The 20304-nt window shown below is 68.6% G+C and carries 20 protein-coding genes; 13 read left to right on the forward strand and 7 right to left on the reverse strand.

What is annotated here, in order from left to right:
- From ACWDMM_RS24035 to ACWDMM_RS24050, 4 genes are all read right to left on the reverse strand, one after another.
- The coding region (locus tag ACWDMM_RS24035) for an amino acid adenylation domain-containing protein (RefSeq protein WP_357109801.1) at nt 1-1575 on the reverse strand (1575 nt) is incomplete at its 3' end.
- 511 nt (nt 1576-2086) lie between these two features.
- Nucleotides 2087-2221, reverse strand: a complete 135-nt coding sequence (locus ACWDMM_RS24040) for a hypothetical protein (protein WP_323124644.1) — start codon at nt 2219-2221, stop codon at nt 2087-2089.
- A 98-nt stretch (nt 2222-2319) separates the two neighbouring features.
- Entirely contained in the window at nt 2320-3054 is a 735-nt protein-coding gene (locus tag ACWDMM_RS24045) for a cache domain-containing protein (protein ID WP_357109805.1), read from the reverse strand.
- 3 nt (nt 3055-3057) lie between these two features.
- Nucleotides 3058-3780 (reverse strand): FadR/GntR family transcriptional regulator, encoded by a 723-nt coding sequence (locus ACWDMM_RS24050; protein ID WP_323124643.1) that lies wholly within the window; start codon nt 3778-3780, stop codon nt 3058-3060.
- Between the two features lie 382 nt (nt 3781-4162).
- Here ACWDMM_RS24050 and ACWDMM_RS24055 point away from each other — a divergent pair, with 382 nt between their 5' ends.
- A complete protein-coding gene (locus tag ACWDMM_RS24055; RefSeq protein WP_195082979.1) occupies nt 4163-4426 on the forward strand; it encodes a hypothetical protein in 264 nt (87 codons plus the stop codon).
- Between the two features lie 147 nt (nt 4427-4573).
- Here ACWDMM_RS24055 and ACWDMM_RS24060 read toward each other — a convergent pair whose 3' ends face one another.
- Together ACWDMM_RS24060 and kdgD are read right to left on the reverse strand one after the other, a co-directional pair.
- On the reverse strand, nt 4574-6175 hold the full coding sequence (locus tag ACWDMM_RS24060; protein ID WP_195082980.1) for an aldehyde dehydrogenase (NADP(+)): 1602 nt from the start codon (nt 6173-6175) through the stop codon (nt 4574-4576).
- Nucleotides 6175-7089: a 5-dehydro-4-deoxyglucarate dehydratase gene (gene kdgD / locus ACWDMM_RS24065; RefSeq protein ID WP_195082981.1), complete on the reverse strand. Its 915-nt coding sequence runs from the start codon at nt 7087-7089 to the stop codon at nt 6175-6177. Before kdgD ends, ACWDMM_RS24060 begins: the two co-directional genes overlap by 1 nt.
- A gap of 102 nt (nt 7090-7191) precedes the next feature.
- Between kdgD and ACWDMM_RS24070 the strand changes: the two genes are divergently transcribed.
- From ACWDMM_RS24070 to ACWDMM_RS24115, 10 genes are all read left to right on the forward strand, one after another.
- Entirely contained in the window at nt 7192-8115 is a 924-nt protein-coding gene (locus ACWDMM_RS24070; protein ID WP_195082982.1) for a LysR substrate-binding domain-containing protein, read from the forward strand.
- A 125-nt stretch (nt 8116-8240) separates the two neighbouring features.
- A complete protein-coding gene (locus tag ACWDMM_RS24075) occupies nt 8241-9647 on the forward strand; it encodes an MFS transporter (protein ID WP_195082983.1) in 1407 nt (468 codons plus the stop codon).
- Entirely contained in the window at nt 9644-10990 is a 1347-nt protein-coding gene (gene gudD / locus ACWDMM_RS24080) for a glucarate dehydratase (protein WP_195082984.1), read from the forward strand. Before ACWDMM_RS24075 ends, gudD begins: the two co-directional genes overlap by 4 nt.
- Before the next feature lie 153 nt (nt 10991-11143).
- A complete protein-coding gene (locus ACWDMM_RS24085) occupies nt 11144-11707 on the forward strand; it encodes a hypothetical protein (protein WP_195082985.1) in 564 nt (187 codons plus the stop codon).
- Complete coding sequence (locus ACWDMM_RS24090) at nt 11704-12342, forward strand: hypothetical protein (protein WP_195082986.1); 639 nt, start codon at nt 11704-11706, stop codon at nt 12340-12342. Before ACWDMM_RS24085 ends, ACWDMM_RS24090 begins: the two co-directional genes overlap by 4 nt.
- Nucleotides 12343-12358: 16 nt before the next feature.
- Entirely contained in the window at nt 12359-13234 is an 876-nt protein-coding gene (locus ACWDMM_RS24095) for a lysophospholipid acyltransferase family protein (RefSeq protein ID WP_195082987.1), read from the forward strand.
- Between the two features lie 76 nt (nt 13235-13310).
- Complete coding sequence (locus tag ACWDMM_RS24100) at nt 13311-15185, forward strand: hypothetical protein (protein WP_435406602.1); 1875 nt, start codon at nt 13311-13313, stop codon at nt 15183-15185.
- Nucleotides 15182-15370: a hypothetical protein gene (locus ACWDMM_RS24105; protein ID WP_195082988.1), complete on the forward strand. Its 189-nt coding sequence runs from the start codon at nt 15182-15184 to the stop codon at nt 15368-15370. Before ACWDMM_RS24100 ends, ACWDMM_RS24105 begins: the two co-directional genes overlap by 4 nt.
- Nucleotides 15370-15756, forward strand: coding sequence for a hypothetical protein (locus tag ACWDMM_RS24110; RefSeq protein WP_195082989.1), 387 nt, complete (start codon nt 15370-15372; stop codon nt 15754-15756). Before ACWDMM_RS24105 ends, ACWDMM_RS24110 begins: the two co-directional genes overlap by 1 nt.
- Nucleotides 15753-17120: a hypothetical protein gene (locus tag ACWDMM_RS24115; protein ID WP_195082990.1), complete on the forward strand. Its 1368-nt coding sequence runs from the start codon at nt 15753-15755 to the stop codon at nt 17118-17120. The genes ACWDMM_RS24110 and ACWDMM_RS24115 overlap by 4 nt, the downstream gene beginning before the upstream one ends.
- 9 nt (nt 17121-17129) lie before the next feature.
- Here the strand turns inward: ACWDMM_RS24115 and ACWDMM_RS24120 are convergent, their stop codons facing one another.
- Nucleotides 17130-17492 (reverse strand): hypothetical protein, encoded by a 363-nt coding sequence (locus ACWDMM_RS24120; RefSeq protein ID WP_357109814.1) that lies wholly within the window; start codon nt 17490-17492, stop codon nt 17130-17132.
- A gap of 690 nt (nt 17493-18182) precedes the next feature.
- Between ACWDMM_RS24120 and ACWDMM_RS24125 the strand changes: the two genes are divergently transcribed.
- Both ACWDMM_RS24125 and ACWDMM_RS24130 read left to right on the forward strand, forming a co-directional pair.
- Nucleotides 18183-18983: a MerR family transcriptional regulator gene (locus ACWDMM_RS24125; protein ID WP_195082992.1), complete on the forward strand. Its 801-nt coding sequence runs from the start codon at nt 18183-18185 to the stop codon at nt 18981-18983.
- Nucleotides 18980-19837 (forward strand): hypothetical protein, encoded by an 858-nt coding sequence (locus ACWDMM_RS24130; protein ID WP_357208703.1) that lies wholly within the window; start codon nt 18980-18982, stop codon nt 19835-19837. The genes ACWDMM_RS24125 and ACWDMM_RS24130 overlap by 4 nt, the downstream gene beginning before the upstream one ends.
- Nucleotides 19838-20304: the final 467 nt, after the last annotated feature.

A 20304-nucleotide genomic window follows, 5' to 3' on the forward strand; every position in this document is an offset into this window, starting at 1 on the left:
CGCCGCCCGATCCAACTTCCCCACCGGCGTCAACGGAATCTCATCCAACACCATGATCGACGCCGGAATCATGTACGCGGGCAACGACTCGGCGATGAAGTCGAACAGCGCCGCGGTGTCGAATTCGGCCCCGACGCCCACCGCGTGCGCCTCCGGCAGCACATAGGACACCAACATGGTCGTGCCGTTCTGCTGCCGCTTGCCCAACGTCACCGCGAACTCCACATCGGGGTGGCGGCTGAGCGCGTCATCGATCTCGCCCAGTTCGACGCGGAAGCCGCGCACCTTCACCTGGAAGTCGGAACGTCCGAGGACCTCGATGCCGCCCCCGGCCAGCCTGCGGGCCAGGTCGCCGGTGCGGTACATGCGTGACCCGGGATTGCCCGCTTCGCCGCCGAAAGGGTTGGCCACGAAGCGCGCCGCGGTGAGCCCTCGCCGGTTCAGATAGCCTTCCGCCAGCGCGGGACCGGACAGATACAGCTCACCGACCACTCCGGCCGGGGCCGGGCGCAATCGGGAATCCAGCACGAACAGGCCGAATCCCGGTATCGCGTTGCCGATGGTGATCGTCTCGCCCGCCACGAGCGGCGCACTGCTGGTCGCGATGACCGTGGCCTCGGTGGGGCCGTAACCGTTGATCATCGCGCGGCCGTTCCCGCTCCACCGGCTGACCAGGTGCGGGCCGAACCGGTCCCCGATGACCATCACGACGCGCAGATCGTCCAGGCCGGCCGGGTCGACCGATTCCAGCGCTCCCGGTGTGATCAGCATGTGCGTGACGTGTTCGCGGCGCAGCAGATCGGCGAGTTCGAACCCGCCGAACACCGTCGGCGGCGCGATCACCAGGGTGGATCCGGTGGCGAAAGCCAGCAGCAGTTCCAGCACCGAGACATCGAAGTTCGGCGAGCAGATGTGCATCACCCGCGAGCCTTCGGTGACGTCGTAGCGCTCGCGTTCGGACGCCACCATCGCGCCCAATCCGGAGTGGGTGACCACGACACCCTTCGGCTTGCCGGTCGAACCCGAGGTGAAGATGACGTAGGCGGGATGCTGCTCGGTGAGCGGCCGCACCCGATCGGCATACGAAACCGGGTGCGCGGGCCGCTGCGCGATCCGCTCCTGGTCGCGTGGGTCGTCGAGGTCGATCCACGGGATGGACGTGCCGAGCGCTTCACGGTACGCGGAGGTGGTCAGGCCGAGCGCGGCTCCGGAATCGGACACCATGTAGGCGATCCGCTCGGGCGGGTAGGTGGGATCGATCGGCACGTAGGCGGCGCCCGTCTTGGCGATCGCCCACACCGACAACACCGACTCGATGGAGCGCCGGATACCGATGGCCACCACGTCACCGGGGCCGAGGCCACGGTCGATCAACTCCCGTGCCAGCCGAGACGAGGCTTCGTCGAGCTCTCGATAGGTCAGCTGGGCGTCATCGGCGGGGTCACCTGTCGGATTGAACCGGATCGCCACGGTGTCGGCGGCGGACTCCACCGCGGCCGTGAGCAGTTGCCCGAAGAGTAGACCGCCGGAACGGCGACGGCGGTTTCCACGCGCAGAACGGCGGTCCATCTTCATTTTCCGTGCTCTCCTTCAAGTGGTGCCGGCACTCGCGGCCGTACACCAACGATCCAACCCACAACCTCGCTACTTGCTCGCAATGGTGTCGCAGACAGCCTGCGGGCACGCTCGCGAGCAGCCCCGGACCGTCTGGTCCCGTCGGGACAGTACACAGCCGGTAACCCGCTTACGGCACGGCATACTGCGGCGCCGGCGAATTATGCTGTGTCTCACACCTTTCACTGATCAAGTGTGCCAACGCGGCGCGACTCAGACGATGATTCCGGTCGACCCGCTCGACTGGCTCCCCGAACTCCATCGCGAGGATTTCTTCCCCCACTTCTGAGATGGCAAGCCGATCAGGCTATCTCACGCCCCCCGGTGCCGTAGTCGCGGGACCTCGCTCGTGCTCCGACCTCGATGATCCTTCGGATTCGCGTCCGCGGCATCAGGGGAGTGCGCAGGCGGGGCCGCCGCCGGAACCGTCGATTTACCCGGCGCGCAACATCCGCAGCAGCAGGCACAGCGGTCACGTTGCCGATCCGGACGCGACCGACCCCGTTTCCGCGAGGGACGCCTCCGGCTGGATCGGCGCGGCGTGTGCGGTCGCCAGTGGTGCCAGGAGTGTGGCCGTCGCGAGGGTGCCCGCGGTGATCGCCTTCATGGGGACGAGTATTCGGCGAACTCCTCCGTCCCGCACGACCCTATTCATCGGGGCGCGGCGCACGCCATCGGGCCCGTGTCAGCGGCTGCCCGTCGGCATCAGTGCGAACCCAGCGGCTGCAACGACCACGATGTCGCCTCGATCGGCACCGCCGCGGCGGATCGCGCCACGCGGCCGGTCTTGGATCCGGTGAGGAATTCGGGATCGGTTCCCATGATGACGCGGCCTTCGCTGTTGACCAGCACCACTCGCCGACCGAATGCCCGGAATCGGGGCAGCAGGACTTCCTCGATCGAAGCGACCGGCACATCGGCGCCGGCGATTCCGAGGAAAGCGCCGGAATCGATCGTCACCGGTATCGCGAAGGTGCAGACATATTGATCGGTACACGCGTAATCGAGGCACGGGCCGTGTACCCAGCGCCGACCCTGGTCGCGCGGAATCGCGAACCATTCCATGGTCGTGTAGTCGTAGAAGTATTCACTGTGGGGATTCAGTTCCAGCACAAGGCGTTGCGATCCGGTCGCGGTGCCGAGAAACCACCATTCCAAGTATCGGGGGCGATCCGCCAGAACGCCGTCAGCCATCACCACGCCCGCGCTTTCGAGCAATTCTCCGCGGCGCTCCAGTTCGCCGACAATGGTGTCGCGCAGCGGTGCGAGATCCGTCGACCGCGGCGGGCGCTGCGCCTTCGCGGTGTAGCTTCCCCATAGCGTCGTCAGCGCGTCTCCGATGAAGCCCAGCGATCGGTAGATCTCCTCGGCCAATTCCGTGACGGCGTGAACGAGCGATTCGACGGTCACCGGGGCGCGAGAACTATCGGTATCCCTCATCGATCAACTGAGCTCCAAGCGTAAGGCGACGAGGCGGCGGATGCGTGATTCGGTTTGTGATTCTGCCAGTTCTCTGGCCCGGATGTCGTCTTCTCTTTCGATCGCGTCCACCAGGTCGCGATGAGCGGTGGCTTCGGCCGCCGGATCGAGTTTCAGCCGGGGCAACCAGAGCAAGGCGGAGAGTTCCGTCTGCAGCGCCACTTGGGCGCGGGTCAGACGGGTGGATTGCGCACACACCGCCATCTCGATATGGAAGCGGCTGTCGGCCCTGCGCGCCGAAATGGGCTCGCTGCTGACCTGTAGCCGGTCGGCCAGGGAACGCAGCCGTGCGATATCGGCCCGCAACCCACGGCGGGCGGCGAACACCGCGGCGGCTCCGGTGACGGCGAAGTGTTCGTCCCCGAGATCGCGCAATTCTTGAACGCTCATTTTCCTCAGACGCGCCAACGCGGTGCCCTCGAGGATTTCCGCCGCGCCGCGGATGAAGCTGCCGCCGCCGCGTCCGCGCTTGGTCTGCACAATGCCCTGCTGCCGGAGTACGGCCAGCGCCTCCCGTAGCGTCATCGTGGAGACGCCCAATTGGTTGGCGAGGTCGGTCTCACTGGGCAACTGCTGGCCGTCGACCATCAGGCCCAGACTGATGGCGGCGCAGAGTCGCTGCACCACGGCCTCGGTCTTCGGGCCGCCACCCTCGAGGGGGGCCAGCACGGCGCCGAGCGCGGTCAATCCGGCGCTCTCCTGCTTGGACAACGCGACTCCTCGCGTGGAATGTAACTCGATCCTAGCCAACGAACACTTGAACTATGAACTCTCGAGTTAGAGGTCAGTATCGCTGATCCGCGCTCTCCCGGTCGCGGCAGGATTGCCCCCCTTGTGCTCGGCTAACTTAACGCAATCCTTACCTGGCACCCGTTGAACTATGAAATCTAATGTCTTATGTTCAAACCCGTGCAACTGTCTTTCCTGGCACCGGGACGCGGCGGCGTCACGAACAGCCCTAGCGTCCACCGACGGTCACCCCGTCGCGGCCGTGCCGAGGCGTCGCGGCGGGGGCTGCGAACGGTGGGCGACGGTCGGCACGACTACAGGCAAATGGTGCGGAGCCACGGTGTCCGCGATGGATGACGTGCGCCATACCGAAGTCGACGGTGTTCGCGTGACCTGGCGTTTCGTACAGCATCACCTGATCGCGATCGTGGCCGTCCACAACGCCTCCGACGCTTCGCCCGTGGTCTCGTTCGGCCCGGGCAGCTATCCCGACCTCGCGCAGGCGCGTGAGCTTCTTCCGGAACTGGCGCGGCTGTGGGACGCGGTGCGCCGCGAATTCTGGGCGAAACTCATCCCGCCGTTCGGGCAGACAGCTTGGGCGTGACCCGGCTTCCGCCACGTCGGCGCGCGCATCGCCTGGACCTGCGCCCCGCCACCCGTGGCCGCTCGGACCGGTCGAGCCGGTGCTTGCGGCTGCGCGCCCGGCTTCGAGGCCGGGCGCGCAGCGTCGTACCCGCGCGGGAACCGGATCTCAGTCCCGCGTGATGGCCCCGTCCACGCGCCGCCAGATGCCGAGCGGGTTGTCCGCGCGGATCTCGTCGGCGAGCAGGTCGTCGGGGACGTTCTGGTAGGCGACCGGGCGCAGGAAGCGCTCGATGGCGCGGCTGCCGACAGAGGTGGTCGATGGCGCGCTGGTCGCGGGGAACGGGCCGCCGTGAACCACCGCGTGGCCGACCTCCACCCCGGTGGGCCAGCCGTCGAACAGCACCCGGCCCGCGATCAGTTCCAGCCTGCCGAGCAGGGTCACGGCGAGCTCGCGATCCGAGGGCGCGGCGTGCACCGTGGCGGTGAGCTGGCCCTCGAGCTCGTCCACCAGGGCGGCGAACTGCTCATCGCCGGTCACCCGGACGATGATCGAGGCGGGCCCGAACACCTCTTCCTGCAGTTCGCGGTCGGCGCGGAAGCGCTCACCGGTGGTCACGAACAACTGCGGCACGCCGGTGCACACCGCCTCGGCGCCGGCGCCCTTCGCGACGGTTCGCACGGCGTCGGTGGCGGCCAAGCGGCGTACGCCCGCGTCGAACGCGGAGGCGATGCCCGCGTTCAGCATCGGCGCGCCGGACGCGGCGGCGACCGCGGCGCTCGCCGCCGCGACGAAATCGTCCGCTCCGGGACCGTCGGCCAGGAAGACCAAGCCGGGGCTCGTGCACAGCTGCCCGACGCCGGTGGTCAGGGAGGCGACGAATTCGGCGCCGAGCCGCGCTCCGTGCTCGGCCAGGGCGCCCGGCAGCACGAACACCGGATTCACGCTGGACATCTCCGCGAACACGGGGATGGGTACCGGCCGCGCCGCGGCCGCCGCGACGAGCGCGAGCCCCGCCCGTCGCGACCCGGTGAAGCCGACCGCCCGGATGCGTGGGTCGCGCACCAGCGCCAAGCCGGTCTCCACGCCGCCGTGGACCAGCGAGAAGGTGCCCTCGGGCAGGTCGTGCTCCCGTACGGCCGCACGCACCGCGCGGCCCACCAACTCGGAGGTGCCCGGATGGGCAGGATGGGCCTTCACCACCACCGGCGCGCCCGCCGCCAGCGCGGAGGCGGTGTCGCCGCCGGCCACCGAGAAAGCCAGGGGGAAGTTGCTCGCCGCGAACACCGCGACCGGGCCGAGCGGGATGCGGCGCTGGCGCAGGTCGGGTTTGGGCAGCGGGCTGCGCGCCGGGTCGGGCCGGTCCAGCCGGGCGCCGGTCCAGCTGCCCTCCCGCACCACCTCGGCGAAGAGCCGGAGCTGGCCGGTGGTGCGGCCGATCTCGGAACGCACGCGGGACTCGGGGAGTCCGGTCTCGGCGATCACCCGGTGGACCAGGGCATCGCCGAGCGCATCGATTTCGCGCGCGATGGTGTCCAGGAACGCCGCGCGCGCGTCGAAGCCGGTATGCCGGTAGCGCTCGAAGGCGGCCGCGGCCAGTTCGGCGGCGCGGGCGACCGTCGCGGCGTCGGCTTCGCCGTACACCGGGTCGAGGTCGGCGCCGGTCGCCGGATCCGTCGCCCGGAACGCTCCGGCTGCGCCGTGGACGTCCACGGCGCCCACCAAGTTGGCGCCGGTCAGAAGTGCGGCATCGGTGTGTGCGGTGGTCATCAGCTCACTTTCTTCACAAGGTCGGCCAGCTCGGCGAGTTCGACTTCGTCGAGGTCGGTCAGCGGGCTGCGGACCGGGCCGGCCGGGCGTCCGATCACTTTCATGCCCGCCTTGATGATGCTCACCGCGTAGCCCGGCTTCCGGTTGCGCAGGTCGCAGTAGGGAATCACGAAGTCGTTCAACGCGGTGCGCACGAACTCGGTGTCGCCCGCCCGCAGAGCCCGGTAGAAGGCCAGCGCGAATTCCGGGACGAAGTTGTAGATCGCCGAGGAGTAAGTGGTGACGCCGAGGGCCAGGTACGGCAGCGCGAACATCTCCGCGGTCGGCAGGCCGCCCACGTAGGTGAGCCGGTCGCCCAGAGCGGCGTAGATGCGGGTCATCTGCTCGATGTTCCCGATGCCGTCCTTGAATCCGACCAGGTTCGGGCACCGGTCGGCGAGTTCGGCGACGGCGGTCTCGGTGTAGGCGGCGTTGGCCCGCGAATAGATGATCACGCCCAGCTCGGTGGCCGCGCACACCTGCCGGACGTGCGCGACCAGTCCCTCCTGGCTGGCCTCGGTGAGGTAGGGCGGCAGCAGCAGGATCCCGTGCGCGCCCGCGCGTTCGGCCGCGCGTGCCATCTCCACGGCGGTGGCGGTGCCGTATCCGGCCGGTGCGATCACCGGCAGCCCCTCGGGCGCCTCGGCCACCGCGGCGGTGACCACCTGCTCCACCTCGGCAGGGGTCAGCGAGAAGAATTCGCCGGTGCCGCCCGCGGCGAAGAGGCCGGAGGCGTCGTAACCGCCGAGCCAGGCGATGTTCTCCCGGTAGGCGGCCTCGTCGAAGGAGCCGTCGGCGCGCAGATGGGTGACCGGGAAGGACAGCAGCCCGGAGCCGAGCTTGCGGGCGATGTCCTGCGGTGCGGCAGTGGTCATGGGGCTCTCCTGTTCGATGGGCCGTGTGAGCCCACCCTAGGAACGACTTATGATTCACGTCCAACACTGTTTGCATATCTTTCAATACAAGGTCGGTATCGAATGTTCACCTTCGTGCAGCTCACCCACTTCGTGGCCGTCGCCGAGGAACTGCACTTCGGACGCGCCGCCGAACGCCTCCGGATGACCCAGCCGCCGCTGAGCAGGCAGATCCAGCTGCTCGAGAAGGAAGTGGGCGCCGAACTGTTCGACCGTGCCAATCGCACCGTGCGGCTCACCCGGGCCGGTCAGGCGTTCCTGGTGGATGCCCGCCGCCTGTTGCAACAGGCCGAGCGCGCGACTTTGGCGGTGCGCCGGGTCTCGGCGGGCACCGGCGGCGTGCTGCGTGTGGGTTTCACCGGGGCCAGCGTGCACTCCGGCCTGCCCTTGGTGCTGGCGACCGCCCGTTCGCTACTGCCGGACGTCGACGTGGAACTGCGCGAACTGGTGACGATGGACCAAGTGGAGGCGCTCTCGGACGGATCGCTGGATCTGGGCATGGTGCGCCCGCCGATCACCCGGCCCGATCTGACCGCCCGTACGTTCGTGCGGGAGGGCCTGATCGCCGCGTTGCCCGGCGGGCATCCGCTGGCGGCGTCGTCCGAGCCGCTGCCGGTCTCGGCGTTGCACGGCGCCGACATGGTCATGCATGCGCCGGTCGAGGCGCGCTACTTCCACGAATTGGTGACCAGCGTGCTGCACGCCGCGGCGGTGGTGCCGGTGGTGACCCAGTACATGACCCAGGTGCACAGCATCCTCGCTTTGGTCAACCTGGGGTGGGGCGTGGCGCTGGTGCCCGAATCGGCGGCGGGAATGCGATTCGACAACGTGCGGTACCGGCCGCTGGCCGAAGCCGGGAAGGCGGTCGAACTCGATCTCGTCTGGCGGCAGGACAACGAGAACCCGGCCCTGGCCCGCTTGCTCCACGGGCTGGAGCAGCAGGCCGAACCGTCGTCCGATACCTTTCCTGTATCGATTCATCCGTAAATAGTGTTGGACGGGAATCGTGCCTGCTCTCTAAGTTCGGTGCTGTGAGGCGAGTCACTCGCCCCGATGATCTCTTCCCACAGCACCGCGCAGCGCGGTGGTGGTTCGACCGAAAGGAGTGGACGATGTCGTTCACTCGGCAGCCGACGGCAGAACTGGATGCGGCCGTATCAAAGTTCTTTCGACGCGTCGTTCCGCTGTTCATCGTCATGTTGATCTGCAATCAAATCAACCGAGCCAATATCGGTTACGCCCGCGAATACCTCGAAGCGGACGTCGGCATCGGCGCCGCCGCGTACGGGTTCGGCGCGGGCGTGTTCTTCATCGCCTACGCGCTGTTCGAATTGCCGAGCAACGTGATGATGGAAAAGTTCGGCGCCAGGATCTGGCTCACCAGGATCATGGTCAGCTGGGGGTTGATCTCCGCGGCGATGATGTTCGTGCAGAACGCGACGATGTTCTACGTCCTGCGGTTCCTGCTCGGCGCCGCCGAGGCGGGATTCTTCCCCGCCGTGATCTTCTACCTGGCCAAATGGTTGCCCAACAGCCACCGCGGACGCGCCACCGCGCTCTTCGTCGCCGGATCGTCGATCGCGGCCGCGATCTCGGGGCCGCTGTCCGGACCGCTGCTTTCGCTCGACGGCGGCGGCGGGCTGCACGGCTGGCAATGGATGTTCGGCATCGAGGGAATGGTCTCGGTGATCGTCGGCTGTATCGCCTTCTTCTTCCTCGATTCCCGGATCGAGGACGCGAAATGGCTGACGGCGGGGGAACGAAAAGCATTGAACGAGACCATCGCCGCGGAGGAAGCCGACAAGGCCGTGCGTTCGGGCGTCGCGCACAAAGCGTCACGCTGGCGCATGCTCGCCGATCCGAAACTGCTGCTGTTCTGCTGGATCTATTTCGCCATCCAGCTTTCCATCTACGCCAATACGTTCTGGCTGCCCTCGATCATCCGCCGTATCGACGGCGTGAACGACATCACCGTCGGTCTGCTGGCCTCGCTGCCGTGGATCTGCGCCGTGGTGGCTATGTACGTCTCGGCCCGGATCGGTGACCGCACCGGCAACCGGCGGCCGCTGCTGATCATCGCGCTGCTCACCGCGGCGGCCGGCACCTACCTGGCCGCGATCACCTCGCCGTGGCTCGCCCTGGTGTTCCTGTGCATCGCCGCCATGGGCTTCAAGAGCGCAAGCCCACTGTTCTGGTCCATCCCGCAGTCGGGGCTGCACCCGTTGGTGCTGGCGCCCGCCATCGCCATCATCAACTCCATCGGCAACCTCGGCGGCTTCGTCGCACCGTACGGCTTCGGCCTGGTGAAATCGGCCACCGGCGAGGTGACCTGGGGTCTGTACGCGCTGGCCGCGGCGTCGGTGCTCGCCGCCGCATCGGTGCTGCTGGTGCGGCGTCACGCGGGATCCGGAACCGTCGACACCGATTCGCGTGCCGCCGCCGCCGAACCTTCCGTCGATCGCGCACCGGTCGGCTCCCCGAACACTCTTGCCGTCACCACCTCGGAGAATCGGTCATGACATCCTCGTCCCGCACTCCTCGCATCACCGGCATGCGCGTCGTCCCGATCGCGGGCCACGACAGCATGCTGCTCAACCTGAGCGGCGCGCACGCTCCCTACTTCACCCGGAACCTGGTGATCCTCACCGATTCCGAGGGCCGGACGGGGGTGGGGGAGGTGCCCGGCGGCGAACGCATCCGCACCACCCTCACCGACGCCGTCGACCTGGTGCTCGGCCGCTCGATCGGCGAGTACCACGCCGTGCTCGGCGACATCCGAAGCACCTTCGCCGCCCGCGACGCGGGTGGGCGCGGCAACCAGACGTTCGATCTGCGGGTCACCGTGCACGCGGTCACCGCCGTGGAATCCGCGCTGCTGGATCTGCTCGGCCAGCATCTGGACGTGCCGGTGGCCGCGCTGCTGGGCGACGGAGTGCAGCGCACCGAGGTACCGGTGCTCGGCTACCTGTTCTTCGTCGGCGATCGCACCCGCACCGACCTGCCGTACCGATCCGCCGCCGACGAGCCCGCCGACGCCGACACCTGGCAGCGGCTGCGGCACGAGGCGGCGCTCACGCCGGACGCGGTGGTGGCGCTGGCCCGCGCCGCCCGCGAGCGTTACGGCTTCCGCGATTTCAAACTCAAGGGAGGCGTGCTGGCCGGGCGGGAAGAGGCGGCCGCGGTGCGCGCGCTCGCCGAGGAGTTCCCGGACGCCCGCATCACGCTGGACCCCAACGGCGGGTGGTTGCTGAGCGAAGCGGTGCAGCTGTGCCGTGAGCTCACCGGCGTTCTCGCCTACGCCGAAGATCCGGTCGGCCCGGAGGGCTCCTACTCCGGTCGTGAGGTGATGGCCGAGTTCAAGCGGGCCACCGGCCTGCCCACCGCCACCAACATGATCGCCACGGACTGGCGCGAACTCGGCCACACCGTCCGGGCGGGCGCGGTCGACATCCCACTCGCCGACCCGCACTTCTGGACCATGGCGGGCTCGGTGCGGGTGGCGCAGCTGTGCGACGCGTGGGGCCTGACCTGGGGCTCGCACTCCAACAACCATTTCGACGTCTCCCTGGCGATGTTCACCCACGTCGCCGCGGCCGCCCCCGGCGCGATCACCGCCATCGATACCCATTGGATCTGGCAAGACGGTCAGCGCATCACGCGGGAGCCCTACCGCATCACCGACGGCCTGCTGACCGTGCCGTCTCGCCCCGGTCTGGGCGTCGAACTCGACGAGGAACAGGTCGCGGCCGCGAACGAGCTCTACCACCGGGAGGGCTTGGGCGATCGCGACGACGCCGCGATCATGCAGTATCTCGTGCCGGGCTGGCGCTTCGACAGCAAGCGTCCGGCGCTGGTGCGCTGAACCGCCCACGGGCCGGTCGGACATCACGGATGAGGGGGTGTCCGGCCGGCCCGGCTCGTCGGCGATGTCCGTCGAAGCCTCTTGACGAACATACGTTTGGGAGCCCCCTCAGGAGGCATTACCCCAGCGGACAAGCTCGACAAGGAGGTTCGGATGTCGGCTGCAGTTTGGGTAATCATCGTCGTCATCGCCATTGTCGTCATCGCGGCCGCTGTCGCGCTCCTGGTCCGGCCGATGCTGCGCAGACAGCGACTACGCCGCAGATTCGGCCCGGAATACGACCGCACGGTGCAGGAGCACGAGGACCGCAAGACCGCGGAGCGCGAACTCGCCGAACGCGAGCGCAGGCACGCGCAATTGCGGTTGCGTGAGCTGTCGGACGACGAGAAGCGGGTCTATTCCACTCGCTGGGTAGAGGTGCAGGAGCGATTCATCGACGACCCCGCCGGGGCGTTGAGCGAAGCCGACCGCCTCGTCACCACCATCATGGCCGAGCGCGGCTACCCCACGGAGAACTACGAGCAGCAGTTGGCCGATCTGTCCGTGGAGCACGCCGAGCCGCTGGGCCACTATCGCGCCGCGCACGACATCGCGACCCGGCCCGCCGGGGCGGCGGTGTCCACCGAGGACCGACGCACGGCCATCGTGCACTACCGGGAAGTGTTCCAAGATCTGATCGGCGTGGGCAGCCAGGGCAAGAAGGACGTGAAAGCATGAGCACCGAATCCGAGCGCCGACCCTACGGCGATGGGGCGGAAGGGAATTCGACGGCGGGGGAGAGCCGGGCAGAATCGCGGTACGACGGAACCGGGGCGGCCGACCGTCCGCAGACCGGACCGGTCGTGGACCCCGCTGCGGTAGAGCACGAGTCCGGGCAGGTCGCGGCGTCGGGCGGGATCGATGACGCCGAACGCGCGCAGGCCACCGGTGCGCCCGGATCGGGTACGCCCGCCGCCGCGGCCGCAGGCGCCGAGCCGGTCCGCGCGGATGCCGCGGCGCGACAGCAGACCATCGGCACCGAGTCCGGTGGCGCCGCGGCGGCCGAGCAAGCCGCGCCGACGGCGGAAGCCGCGGAGGCACGGCCCGAGCCGTTGTTCCCGGAAGCCGATCTCGATCGCCTGCGCACCCAGTGGCGAGAAGTGCAGGTCGCCTTCGTCGACGATCCCCGTGCCGCGGTCGATCGCGCGGACGAACTGCTCGGCAACACCATTCACCAGCTGACCGCCACCTACGAGCAGCGCAAGCACGAACTGGACTCGCGGCTCGGCGACACGTCCGACACCGAGGGGCTGCGGCAGGCGCTGCGCGGGTACCGGGCGTTCTTCGACCAGCTGCTCTCGATCGGCGGCTAGCGGAAAGACCTTGCGCATGAATGTCTTCCGATTGGCCGGCGGCACGGTCGACCGGGCGACGGACTGGGTCGCCCGGCAGGTGAAGCAGCGGGTTCCCGCCGCCGACCCCGCCGATCGCGACCCGCAGTTCATCGCGAGCACCGTGGATCTGGGCTGGCGGCTCGTCCGCCTCTACTTCCGCGCCGAGGTACGCGGCCTGGAGCGGATCCCGGAAGAGGGGCCGGTGTTGCTGGTGGGCAACCACTCCGGCGGGAACGTGTCGCCGGAGGTTTTGGTGACCACGCTGGCCTTCGTGCGGCGTTTCGGACCGCACCGGCCCTTCTTCCAGCTCGCCCACGACATGGTGATGGCCTATCCGGTGATCGGCTCGTTGCTGCGCCGCTTCGGGACGGTCAACGCCGACCCCGCCAATGCGGAGCAAGTGCTGCGTGACGGCGCGGCGGTGCTGGTCTATCCCGGTGGCGATTGGGAGGTGCACCGGCCGACCTGGGAGGAGGACCGGATCGACTTCGCCGGTCGCACCGGATTCCTTCGCCTGGCCTGGAACCAGGGCGTTCCGATCGTTCCGGTGGTGAACATCGGGGCGCAGCAGAGTCAGCTGGTGCTCACCCGGGGTGATCGGATCGCGCGCCTGCTACGGCTGGATCGGATGTTGCGGCTGAAGGTGTTCCCGATCTCCATCGCTCTGCCGTGGGGGCTGAACGTCGGTGATCTCGCCGGGCATCTTCCGTTGCCGAGCAAGATCACCGTCGAGTTCCTCGACCCGATCGATCTGCGCGAAGCGATCGGGCCCGAACTCGATCTCGACGCGGCCTACCGGTACGTCACCGGCATCATGCAAGGCGCGCTGACCAGGCTCGACGAGGAGCGCGCCCTGCCCATCGTCGGTTGACCGGAAGCGGCGGTGCGATCGCGCCCGAAGACGGCCACCTTCGTGATACTGTAAGTAACATATATTCGCTCGTGTGATGGAGGTCACCATGCGCGATGTCGCGCATGCAAGGATCGAATGGTTCGCCGCACCCGGTGCCGAGGGCGGCGGAGCGGCGCTGGACCAGGTGGCGATCATGACCGGCGCCGCCGGTCTGGTCGCGGTCGTTCTGCTGTGGGTCGGGTATCTGCACCGAACCCGCCGGATCACCTGGTTGCAGCGCGTCGCCGACCGGATCGGGCGACTGTTCAACCGGCCCGGCTGGGTCGCCCTTCCGCTCGCGATGTTCCTCGCGACCATCCTGACCGCGCTGCTCGGCTTCATCTGGGATGTCAGCTTGCACGTCGGCAACGGCCGCGACAACGGGCCGCTGGCGAACCCGGCGCACTACTTCATCCTGGCGGGACTGTTCTTCCTGTTCACCGCCGGAATGTCGGCGATCGTGCTGCCTTTGGACGAGAAGCCCGGCGCGGCGGCCGTGCGGATCACCCGCACCTGGTACGCGCCCGTCGGCGGCATCCTCATCGCGGGCGCCGGTCTCTACGCCTTGATCGGTTTCCCCCTCGACGACATCTGGCATCGGCTGTTCGGGCAGGACGTCACGCTCTGGGGCCCGACGCATCTGATGCTGATCGGCGGCGCAGGCTTGTCACTGGTCGGAGTGTTGCTGCTCGAATTCGAAGGCAGGCACAGCAAACCGGAGCCCGACCGCGCCGACGGCAGGCTGATGTGGCTGCTGCGTTCCTTCGCCTTCGGCGGCCTGCTCATCGGGCTCTCGGTGTTCCAAGTGGAGTTCGACTTCGGGGTGCAGCAGTTCCGGCTCGTCCTGCAGCCGATGCTGATCGCCGCCGCGGCCGCGATCTCCCTCGTCGCCGCCCGCGCCAGCCTGGGGCCGTTCAGCACACTGGTGGTGGTCGGCTTCGCCGCCTTGGTCCGCGCCGTGGTCGCCGTGCTGGTCGGCGGACCGGTCATCGACGCGCCGCGCAATGTCTTCCCGCTCTATCTCGGCTGCGCGGTGGTGGTGGAACTGCTCGCGCTGCTGCCGCTCATCCGGCGGCCGATCTGGTGGGGCGCGCTGTGCGGCCTCGGCATCGCGACGGTCGGGCTGTGGCTGGAATCCCTGTGGGTCGGGGCGATGTTCGTCAATCCGTGGCCGGCCGCCATGTGGCCGGAACTGCTCGCGATGGCCGTGCCCACCGGCGTCGCGGGCGGTGTCGTCGGGGCGCTGCTGGCGATGACGCTGCGCGGCGAGCCGCTGCCGCGCCCGGCGGTGCGGCGCGGGTTGATGGTCGCCGCGGTCGTGATCGTGGCGGCCGCCACCGCCAACGGGTTGCTGGTCGACGTGCCGCCGCAGGCCACCGCCACGGTCGCGCTGCGCGACGCCGGATCGGGCCCGGAAGGCAGGATGGTGCTGGCCGACGTTCGCGTCACGCCCGCCGACCTCGTCGGCTCCGATCCGGAATGGATGCAGATCCTGTCCTGGCAAGGTGGCATCGGCGGTGACAGTCCTGGCCGCGGTCTGGTCGTCGATCACCTGCAACGAGTGGGCGCCGGACACTATGTCTCCACCGAACCCGTCCCGGCCTACGGGTCGTGGAAGACCGTGCTGCGACTGCAGGACGGGCGCGTCCTGACCGCCGCGCCGATCTTCATGGCCGCCGACCCCGGCATCGGCGTGGAAGAGGTTCCCGCGCTCACGTCGTTCACCCGCCCGTTCATCGCCGAGATCACGGTGCTGCAGCGGGAGCGCTCGTTCGACTACCCGTCCTGGCTGTTCGGCGCGGCGTCGCTGGTGGTGCTGGTGTGCAGTCTCATCCTCGTCGGCGCGCTGTCCTGGGGTGCGGCGCGGATCAACGACCGATACCCGCATGCGAGCCGGGCGGCGGTGGCGGAACCGGCGGTGGCGCGATGACCCGAGGCTCGGGCAGCGTGGACGTGCTGGCCGATCACTCGCTCCTGCTCGCGATACCGGCCTTCCTGCCCGCCTTGGCCGTGGTGGCCGTCGTCGTGTTCGTCGCCGTGCGCGACCGCCGCGCCGAGGAACGCGATCGCACGCCAGGGGCGCCGTCCGAGCACGGCGCGGAGAAGGAGCGGTGATGGCCTCCGTGCGGCGCTGGGGCGCGCTCGCACTGCTGTGTGGTCTGCTGGTGACCGGCTGCGCCTCCTCCGAGCCCGCCACCGCCCCGTCGACGAGCGTGCCCGCAGGCGACTCCGACAGCCTCGTCGTCGCCGTCCGGATCGCGGCCGGGGAGGTGAGCCCGGCCGAGGTCCGCTTGGAGACCCGGGTGGGACGACCCATCGAGGTGGTGGTCGACAGCGACGCCGACGACGAATTGCACGTCCACGCCTCGCCGCAGCACACGTTCGCGATCACACCGGGGACCGGTCAGCGTTTCCGCTTCACCGTGGACGTGCCGGGGCGGGTGGAGATCGAACTGCACCACGCCCGGCGGACGGTGGCGACCCTGCTCGTGCGCGGATGACGGTTCTCGCACACGGCATCGGCGGTGCCGCCGATCTGCCGATCCCGTTGTCGTACGCGCTCGTCGGCGCCGCATGGGCCCTCACGTTCTCGTTCGCGGTGCTGGTGCTCGCCTGGCGCGAACCGCGACTGGATCCGCGGTCACCGGGAATCGCGGTCCCCTCGCTGGTGCGTGCGATCGTGGACGCCAGGGCTTTGCGGGTGGCTATCTCGGCGGTGAGCGTGACCGTCACGGTCGTGGTCGTCGTGATCGGCGTTTTGGGAAGTTCTGATCCGGCGCGCAATCCCGTGCCAGGTGTCGTGTACATCTTCCTCTGGGTCGGTGTGATGGTCGCCTCGCTGGTCGCCGGACCCGTGTGGAAGGTCTTGTCCCCGGTGCGCGCCGTGCACCGGGCGCTCTGCCTGGTGCGGCGCCGTGAACCCGGGCACGGCCCGGTACGGTATCCCGATTCTTGGGGACACTGGCCCGCGGTGCTGGGTCTGTTCTCCTTCGTGTGGATGGAATTGGCCTGTCCGGAACCGGGTTCGGTGGCCGTCGTGACCACCTGGCTGGTGGCATACCTCGTCGTGAACACCACCGGGCTCGTCCTGTGCGGCACCGCGTGGGCCGAGCGTGCCGACCCGCTGGAGGTGTACAGCAGTCTGCTGGGCAGGTTGAGCCCGTTGGGCCGTCGCGCGACCGGCGAACTCGTGCTGCGCTCGCCATTGGACAATCTGGCCGGCACGCCGGTCCGCATCGGCGCGGTGGCCGTGGCCGCCACCCTGCTGGGCTCGACCGCGTTCGACAGCTTCTCCACCTTCCCTTCCTGGCGCGGACTGCTGGCCGACACGGGCGGATCCGAGGTCATGCCGACCGTGCTGAAAACGGCGGGGCTGCTGAGTTTCATCGTGGTCGTCGGCGTCGCGTTCCGGACTGCCGCACAGGCCACCGGAGGCCTGCCCGCAGCCGAGCGGAAATTGCTACCCGCCCGCCTCGCGCACAGCCTGACCCCGATCGTCGCGGGCTATCTCGTGGCGCACTACCTCACGTTCTTGGTCGAGAAGGGCCAGGCGACGGCGCTGTTGTTCGCGGATCCGTTCGGACGGGGATGGAACCTGGCCGGCCTCGCCGACCGCGACGTCGCCTATCTGCTGTCCACCCACCCCGCCGTGCTGGGCACGATCAAGGTGCTGGCCGTGGTGATCGGCCATATCCTCGGCGTCGCCGCCGCGCACGACCGCTGCCTGCAGTTGCTGCCACGAGCCCATCGGGTCACGGGTCAGCTGGCCTTGATGCTCACCATGGTCGGTTTCACCTTCACCGGTCTCTACTTGCTGTTGGAACACCCATTTGGCAGCGAATTCGCCACGAAAGTGGGTTCATAGCGCGTCTCCCTACCGTGTCGGTCTCGCCGGGCTTGCCCCGCCGTCGCTCGACAGCGGATGTCGCGTGCCGATGGGGAGCAGTGGATGGGCCTCGGCGCTCAAGGCGACCAGCGCCTCGACGTCGAGCAAGCTGGCTTTGGTGTAGGTGAAGGTGGTCGGCTGTCGTCGTCGCGGCGACGTGGTGTCCGACGACGTGCGGAGAGTGCCGAGCACGTCGAGGGTGCTGCGCGGTGTAGTGGGCTGGCCGAGGCTGTCGGGGTGGGCGCGGGCGGGTTCGTTGGCGGTGTCGGCGCTGTCGGCCAGATGCAGCCATCCCAGTTCGTCGGGGAACAGCCGCCGCCAGGCGTCGGCCTCGGCGCACTCGGCCAGCATGTGCCGCGGCATCTTCGCCCAGCCGCGGGAAGGGTCGCCGGCGACGGTGCACGACACCGACGACGGTTTCGCGGCGACGTACGGAACAAAGAACTCGACAAGCTGCTCAGCGCGGCCGAGCAGGGGTTTGAGGGACAGTCACCCGAGGTCCGGCGCCGAGGAAAGTTCCGGAGCTCCGTCGAACCGGGGTCCCGGTAGTCGCGCGCCGCTGACAGTTGCGCCCAGATGATCGATTCCGAAAGTGCCACCTCGATGCACCCAGCGCCTGCGTGAACCTGCGTGTCGCATCCACCATCTACGCCCTTCCAACGTTCTTGCCGTGCCGTTGTTCGTCCACGACAAACCAACGAATTCGGTACGTCGGCGCATTCGCGCCGAACAACAGGCCTCCACGAGCTCACGCTCGAGGAGACCGCAACTGCCCGGATCCTCCACTACGAAAAGCTGGATCCTTGACCATCGGCCCGAACCAGCGATAGACCTGGGCGACAAAGCGCCCGCGTCATGAGGGCGAAGTGACGTCACTATTCGCCGTCACGATCACGGCTGAACTGACACACGCGGCTTCCGATTTCACCGATAACCGACGCCGGAATTCACTGGCACAACCACGCCCGGTCGCACAGCGGTGCACGGCTGCTGCGAATCTTCGCTTGACATTGTCGCGGCGACAACGTTTTCACTGGTGCTATGCGGATCAGAGAACTCGCCGACGCCGTCGGCATCACCACCCGTGCCGTGCGGTACTACCACCGCATCGGACTGCTGCCGGAACCCCCGCGCCAACCCAACGGTTACCGTCGATACTCGCTGCGCGACGCTGTCGAGCTCGCTCGGATCCGCCGTCTCGCCGAGCTGGGTTTGAACTTGGACGAGGTCGGTGACGTCCTGGCCGAGGACGCGGGCAAGGACTTGGTCGAAGTGCTCGTCGAGCTGGAGGCGGACCTGGCGCGCCAGGAGGCGTCCATCCGACAGCGCCGCGCCCGCTTGGCGCAGCTGCTGCGGCAGGCGGAGGAGGGCGGCGGGCTGTCCGCCGACGCGCCGGTTTCCCCGGCGCTGGCCGCGCTGTTCGACGACATGGCCCGCGCCGGCGCCCGCCATCCCGGTCCGGAGCCGGCGATGGCGGTCAAAGAACGCGAGCTGCTGGCGCTGCTGGAGACCAGCGCACCGGTCGATGACGGGTGGCTCGACGGCATGATGCGCGCGCTGAGGGCTGATCCGGAGGCCATGACGCGCGCGTATGAGATCTATGTCCAGCTCGACGAGCTGTCGGGACTACCCGAGGACGATCCTCGGGTGGAGCAGGCAGCCCGTGCCGTTGTCGCCGCCATGCCGGAGGGGATGCTGGAGGCGCTGAGCTTTCCTGGCGATCAGCAGCTGGAGCCGCCGGGCGGGAATGGTTTCGCCGAAGCGTTTTTCGCGGACTTCGCACCGGCGCAGGCGGCGGCGATACGTCGCGCCATCGAATTGCTGCAGGAGCGGGGACGATGAAGGGACTGTCGGCGCTGCGCACGGCCGTGCGGTGGTCATTCGCGGCGGTGCTGCCCGGCGAATCTGCGCTCGTCGTTTGCCTGGTGTCCGGGACATCCATCGCACCGCCTGTGCGGTTGGCCGTGGAGCTATCGGTGTTCGCCGTGCTGACGGCGGCGGCCACGCTGCTGGCCCTGGACTCCCACCGGCGCCGCCGCGCCGCCCTGACCTGGCGTCAGGCGATCACGGCTGCCGTCACGGATCTGGTTCCCGCGGTCGTACGCAAGCTCGTCGCGCACGAGTTCGCTCTCGTCACCAGCTTTCTGCGCTGGGCAACTCGTCGCGGTCCCCACGGTGTGCGCGACGGCGACGTGGCGGTGCCGTACGCCTCCGGGCAGGCGGCCGTCATGTACGGCTTCCTCGTCGTCTGCGTCGTGGAGACTGCGGCTCTCGCGTACCTCATCCCGTGGCCGCTGGTGCACGCGGTCGTCCTCGTCATCGACGTATGGGGGGTCTTCTTCGTCACCGCGTTGCATGCCTCCTGTGTCGTCCGCCCGCACGTCATCGGCGCCGACGGCTCGCTGCGGCTGCGTTACGGGGCGCTGCTCGACATCCACATCCCCGCCGAGCGCATAGCATCCGTCCGCGTGCACCGCCGGTACCCCGACACCCGACTGGCGGCCGTGGACAGCGACGCCGCGGCAGACCTCGCCGTAGCCGGCCAGACGTCGGTCACCGTGTCGCTGACCGAACCGATCGTCTTCACCAGGCCGTTGGGCAAGCCGGCGCGGGCTCGCACCTTCCGCTACTTCGCCGAAGACCCCGCCTCCGCTGTCACCCAACTCCGCGCTCGCGCGTCCCTCGACAGAAGCTGAACCCCGCGTTCCACACATGTGGTCCTCAGGTATCAGCTCAGAATCAATTCTGCGAATGGGGACACTCTTCCGTAGCGAACCCGCAAACCAGCGGCGGATCTACAACCGATCCGACACAAAGGCAGCCGGCGACGGGGGGTTGCGCTCCCTCTGACCGTCTCGAGGTGCGCGGCCACCGACTTCATGCGTACTGCCGCCCTGTTCGTGAGATCGTCGTGGACTCGGTTGCACACTCTGGACATCACCTTCGAAGGCTGACTCAGCGCTGGACGAAAGTAACCCGATCAAACCGGGTTACACCGTTGGGTGGACAGACCCGCGTCACGACGTGACCATCCACCACGGGACAGCCTCCCTCCAGATCGCCGACCGCGCTCTCGCTCTGCCGCCTAAGCTGGCTACCCTCGTTCACCAGCTGGTAGCACAACCACCGCAGCCACACGGCGCTCGCGGCCTCCTTCGAGCGC

Source organism: Nocardia sp. NPDC003726, assembly GCF_053586955.1.

Bases quoted from the DNA above. Each gene is read 5' to 3' on its own strand.
- ACWDMM_RS24040 (WP_323124644.1), bottom strand. From the start codon at position 2,221: ATGAAGGCGATCACCGCGGGCACCCTCGCGACGGCCACACTCCTGGCA.
- ACWDMM_RS24045 (WP_357109805.1), bottom strand. From the start codon at position 3,054: ATGAGGGATACCGATAGTTCTCGCGCCCCGGTGACCGTCGAATCGCTC.
- ACWDMM_RS24060 (WP_195082980.1), bottom strand. From the start codon at position 6,175: ATGACCACCGCACACACCGATGCCGCACTTCTGACCGGCGCCAACTTG.
- kdgD (WP_195082981.1), bottom strand. From the start codon at position 7,089: ATGACCACTGCCGCACCGCAGGACATCGCCCGCAAGCTCGGCTCCGGG.
- ACWDMM_RS24070 (WP_195082982.1), top strand. From the start codon at position 7,192: ATGTTCACCTTCGTGCAGCTCACCCACTTCGTGGCCGTCGCCGAGGAA.
- ACWDMM_RS24075 (WP_195082983.1), top strand. From the start codon at position 8,241: ATGTCGTTCACTCGGCAGCCGACGGCAGAACTGGATGCGGCCGTATCA.
- gudD (WP_195082984.1), top strand. From the start codon at position 9,644: ATGACATCCTCGTCCCGCACTCCTCGCATCACCGGCATGCGCGTCGTC.
- ACWDMM_RS24085 (WP_195082985.1), top strand. From the start codon at position 11,144: ATGTCGGCTGCAGTTTGGGTAATCATCGTCGTCATCGCCATTGTCGTC.
- ACWDMM_RS24090 (WP_195082986.1), top strand. From the start codon at position 11,704: ATGAGCACCGAATCCGAGCGCCGACCCTACGGCGATGGGGCGGAAGGG.
- ACWDMM_RS24095 (WP_195082987.1), top strand. From the start codon at position 12,359: ATGAATGTCTTCCGATTGGCCGGCGGCACGGTCGACCGGGCGACGGAC.
- ACWDMM_RS24100 (WP_435406602.1), top strand. From the start codon at position 13,311: ATGGAGGTCACCATGCGCGATGTCGCGCATGCAAGGATCGAATGGTTC.
- ACWDMM_RS24105 (WP_195082988.1), top strand. From the start codon at position 15,182: ATGACCCGAGGCTCGGGCAGCGTGGACGTGCTGGCCGATCACTCGCTC.
- ACWDMM_RS24110 (WP_195082989.1), top strand. From the start codon at position 15,370: ATGGCCTCCGTGCGGCGCTGGGGCGCGCTCGCACTGCTGTGTGGTCTG.
- ACWDMM_RS24115 (WP_195082990.1), top strand. From the start codon at position 15,753: ATGACGGTTCTCGCACACGGCATCGGCGGTGCCGCCGATCTGCCGATC.
- ACWDMM_RS24120 (WP_357109814.1), bottom strand. From the start codon at position 17,492: ATGCTGGCCGAGTGCGCCGAGGCCGACGCCTGGCGGCGGCTGTTCCCC.
- ACWDMM_RS24125 (WP_195082992.1), top strand. From the start codon at position 18,183: ATGCGGATCAGAGAACTCGCCGACGCCGTCGGCATCACCACCCGTGCC.
- ACWDMM_RS24130 (WP_357208703.1), top strand. From the start codon at position 18,980: ATGAAGGGACTGTCGGCGCTGCGCACGGCCGTGCGGTGGTCATTCGCG.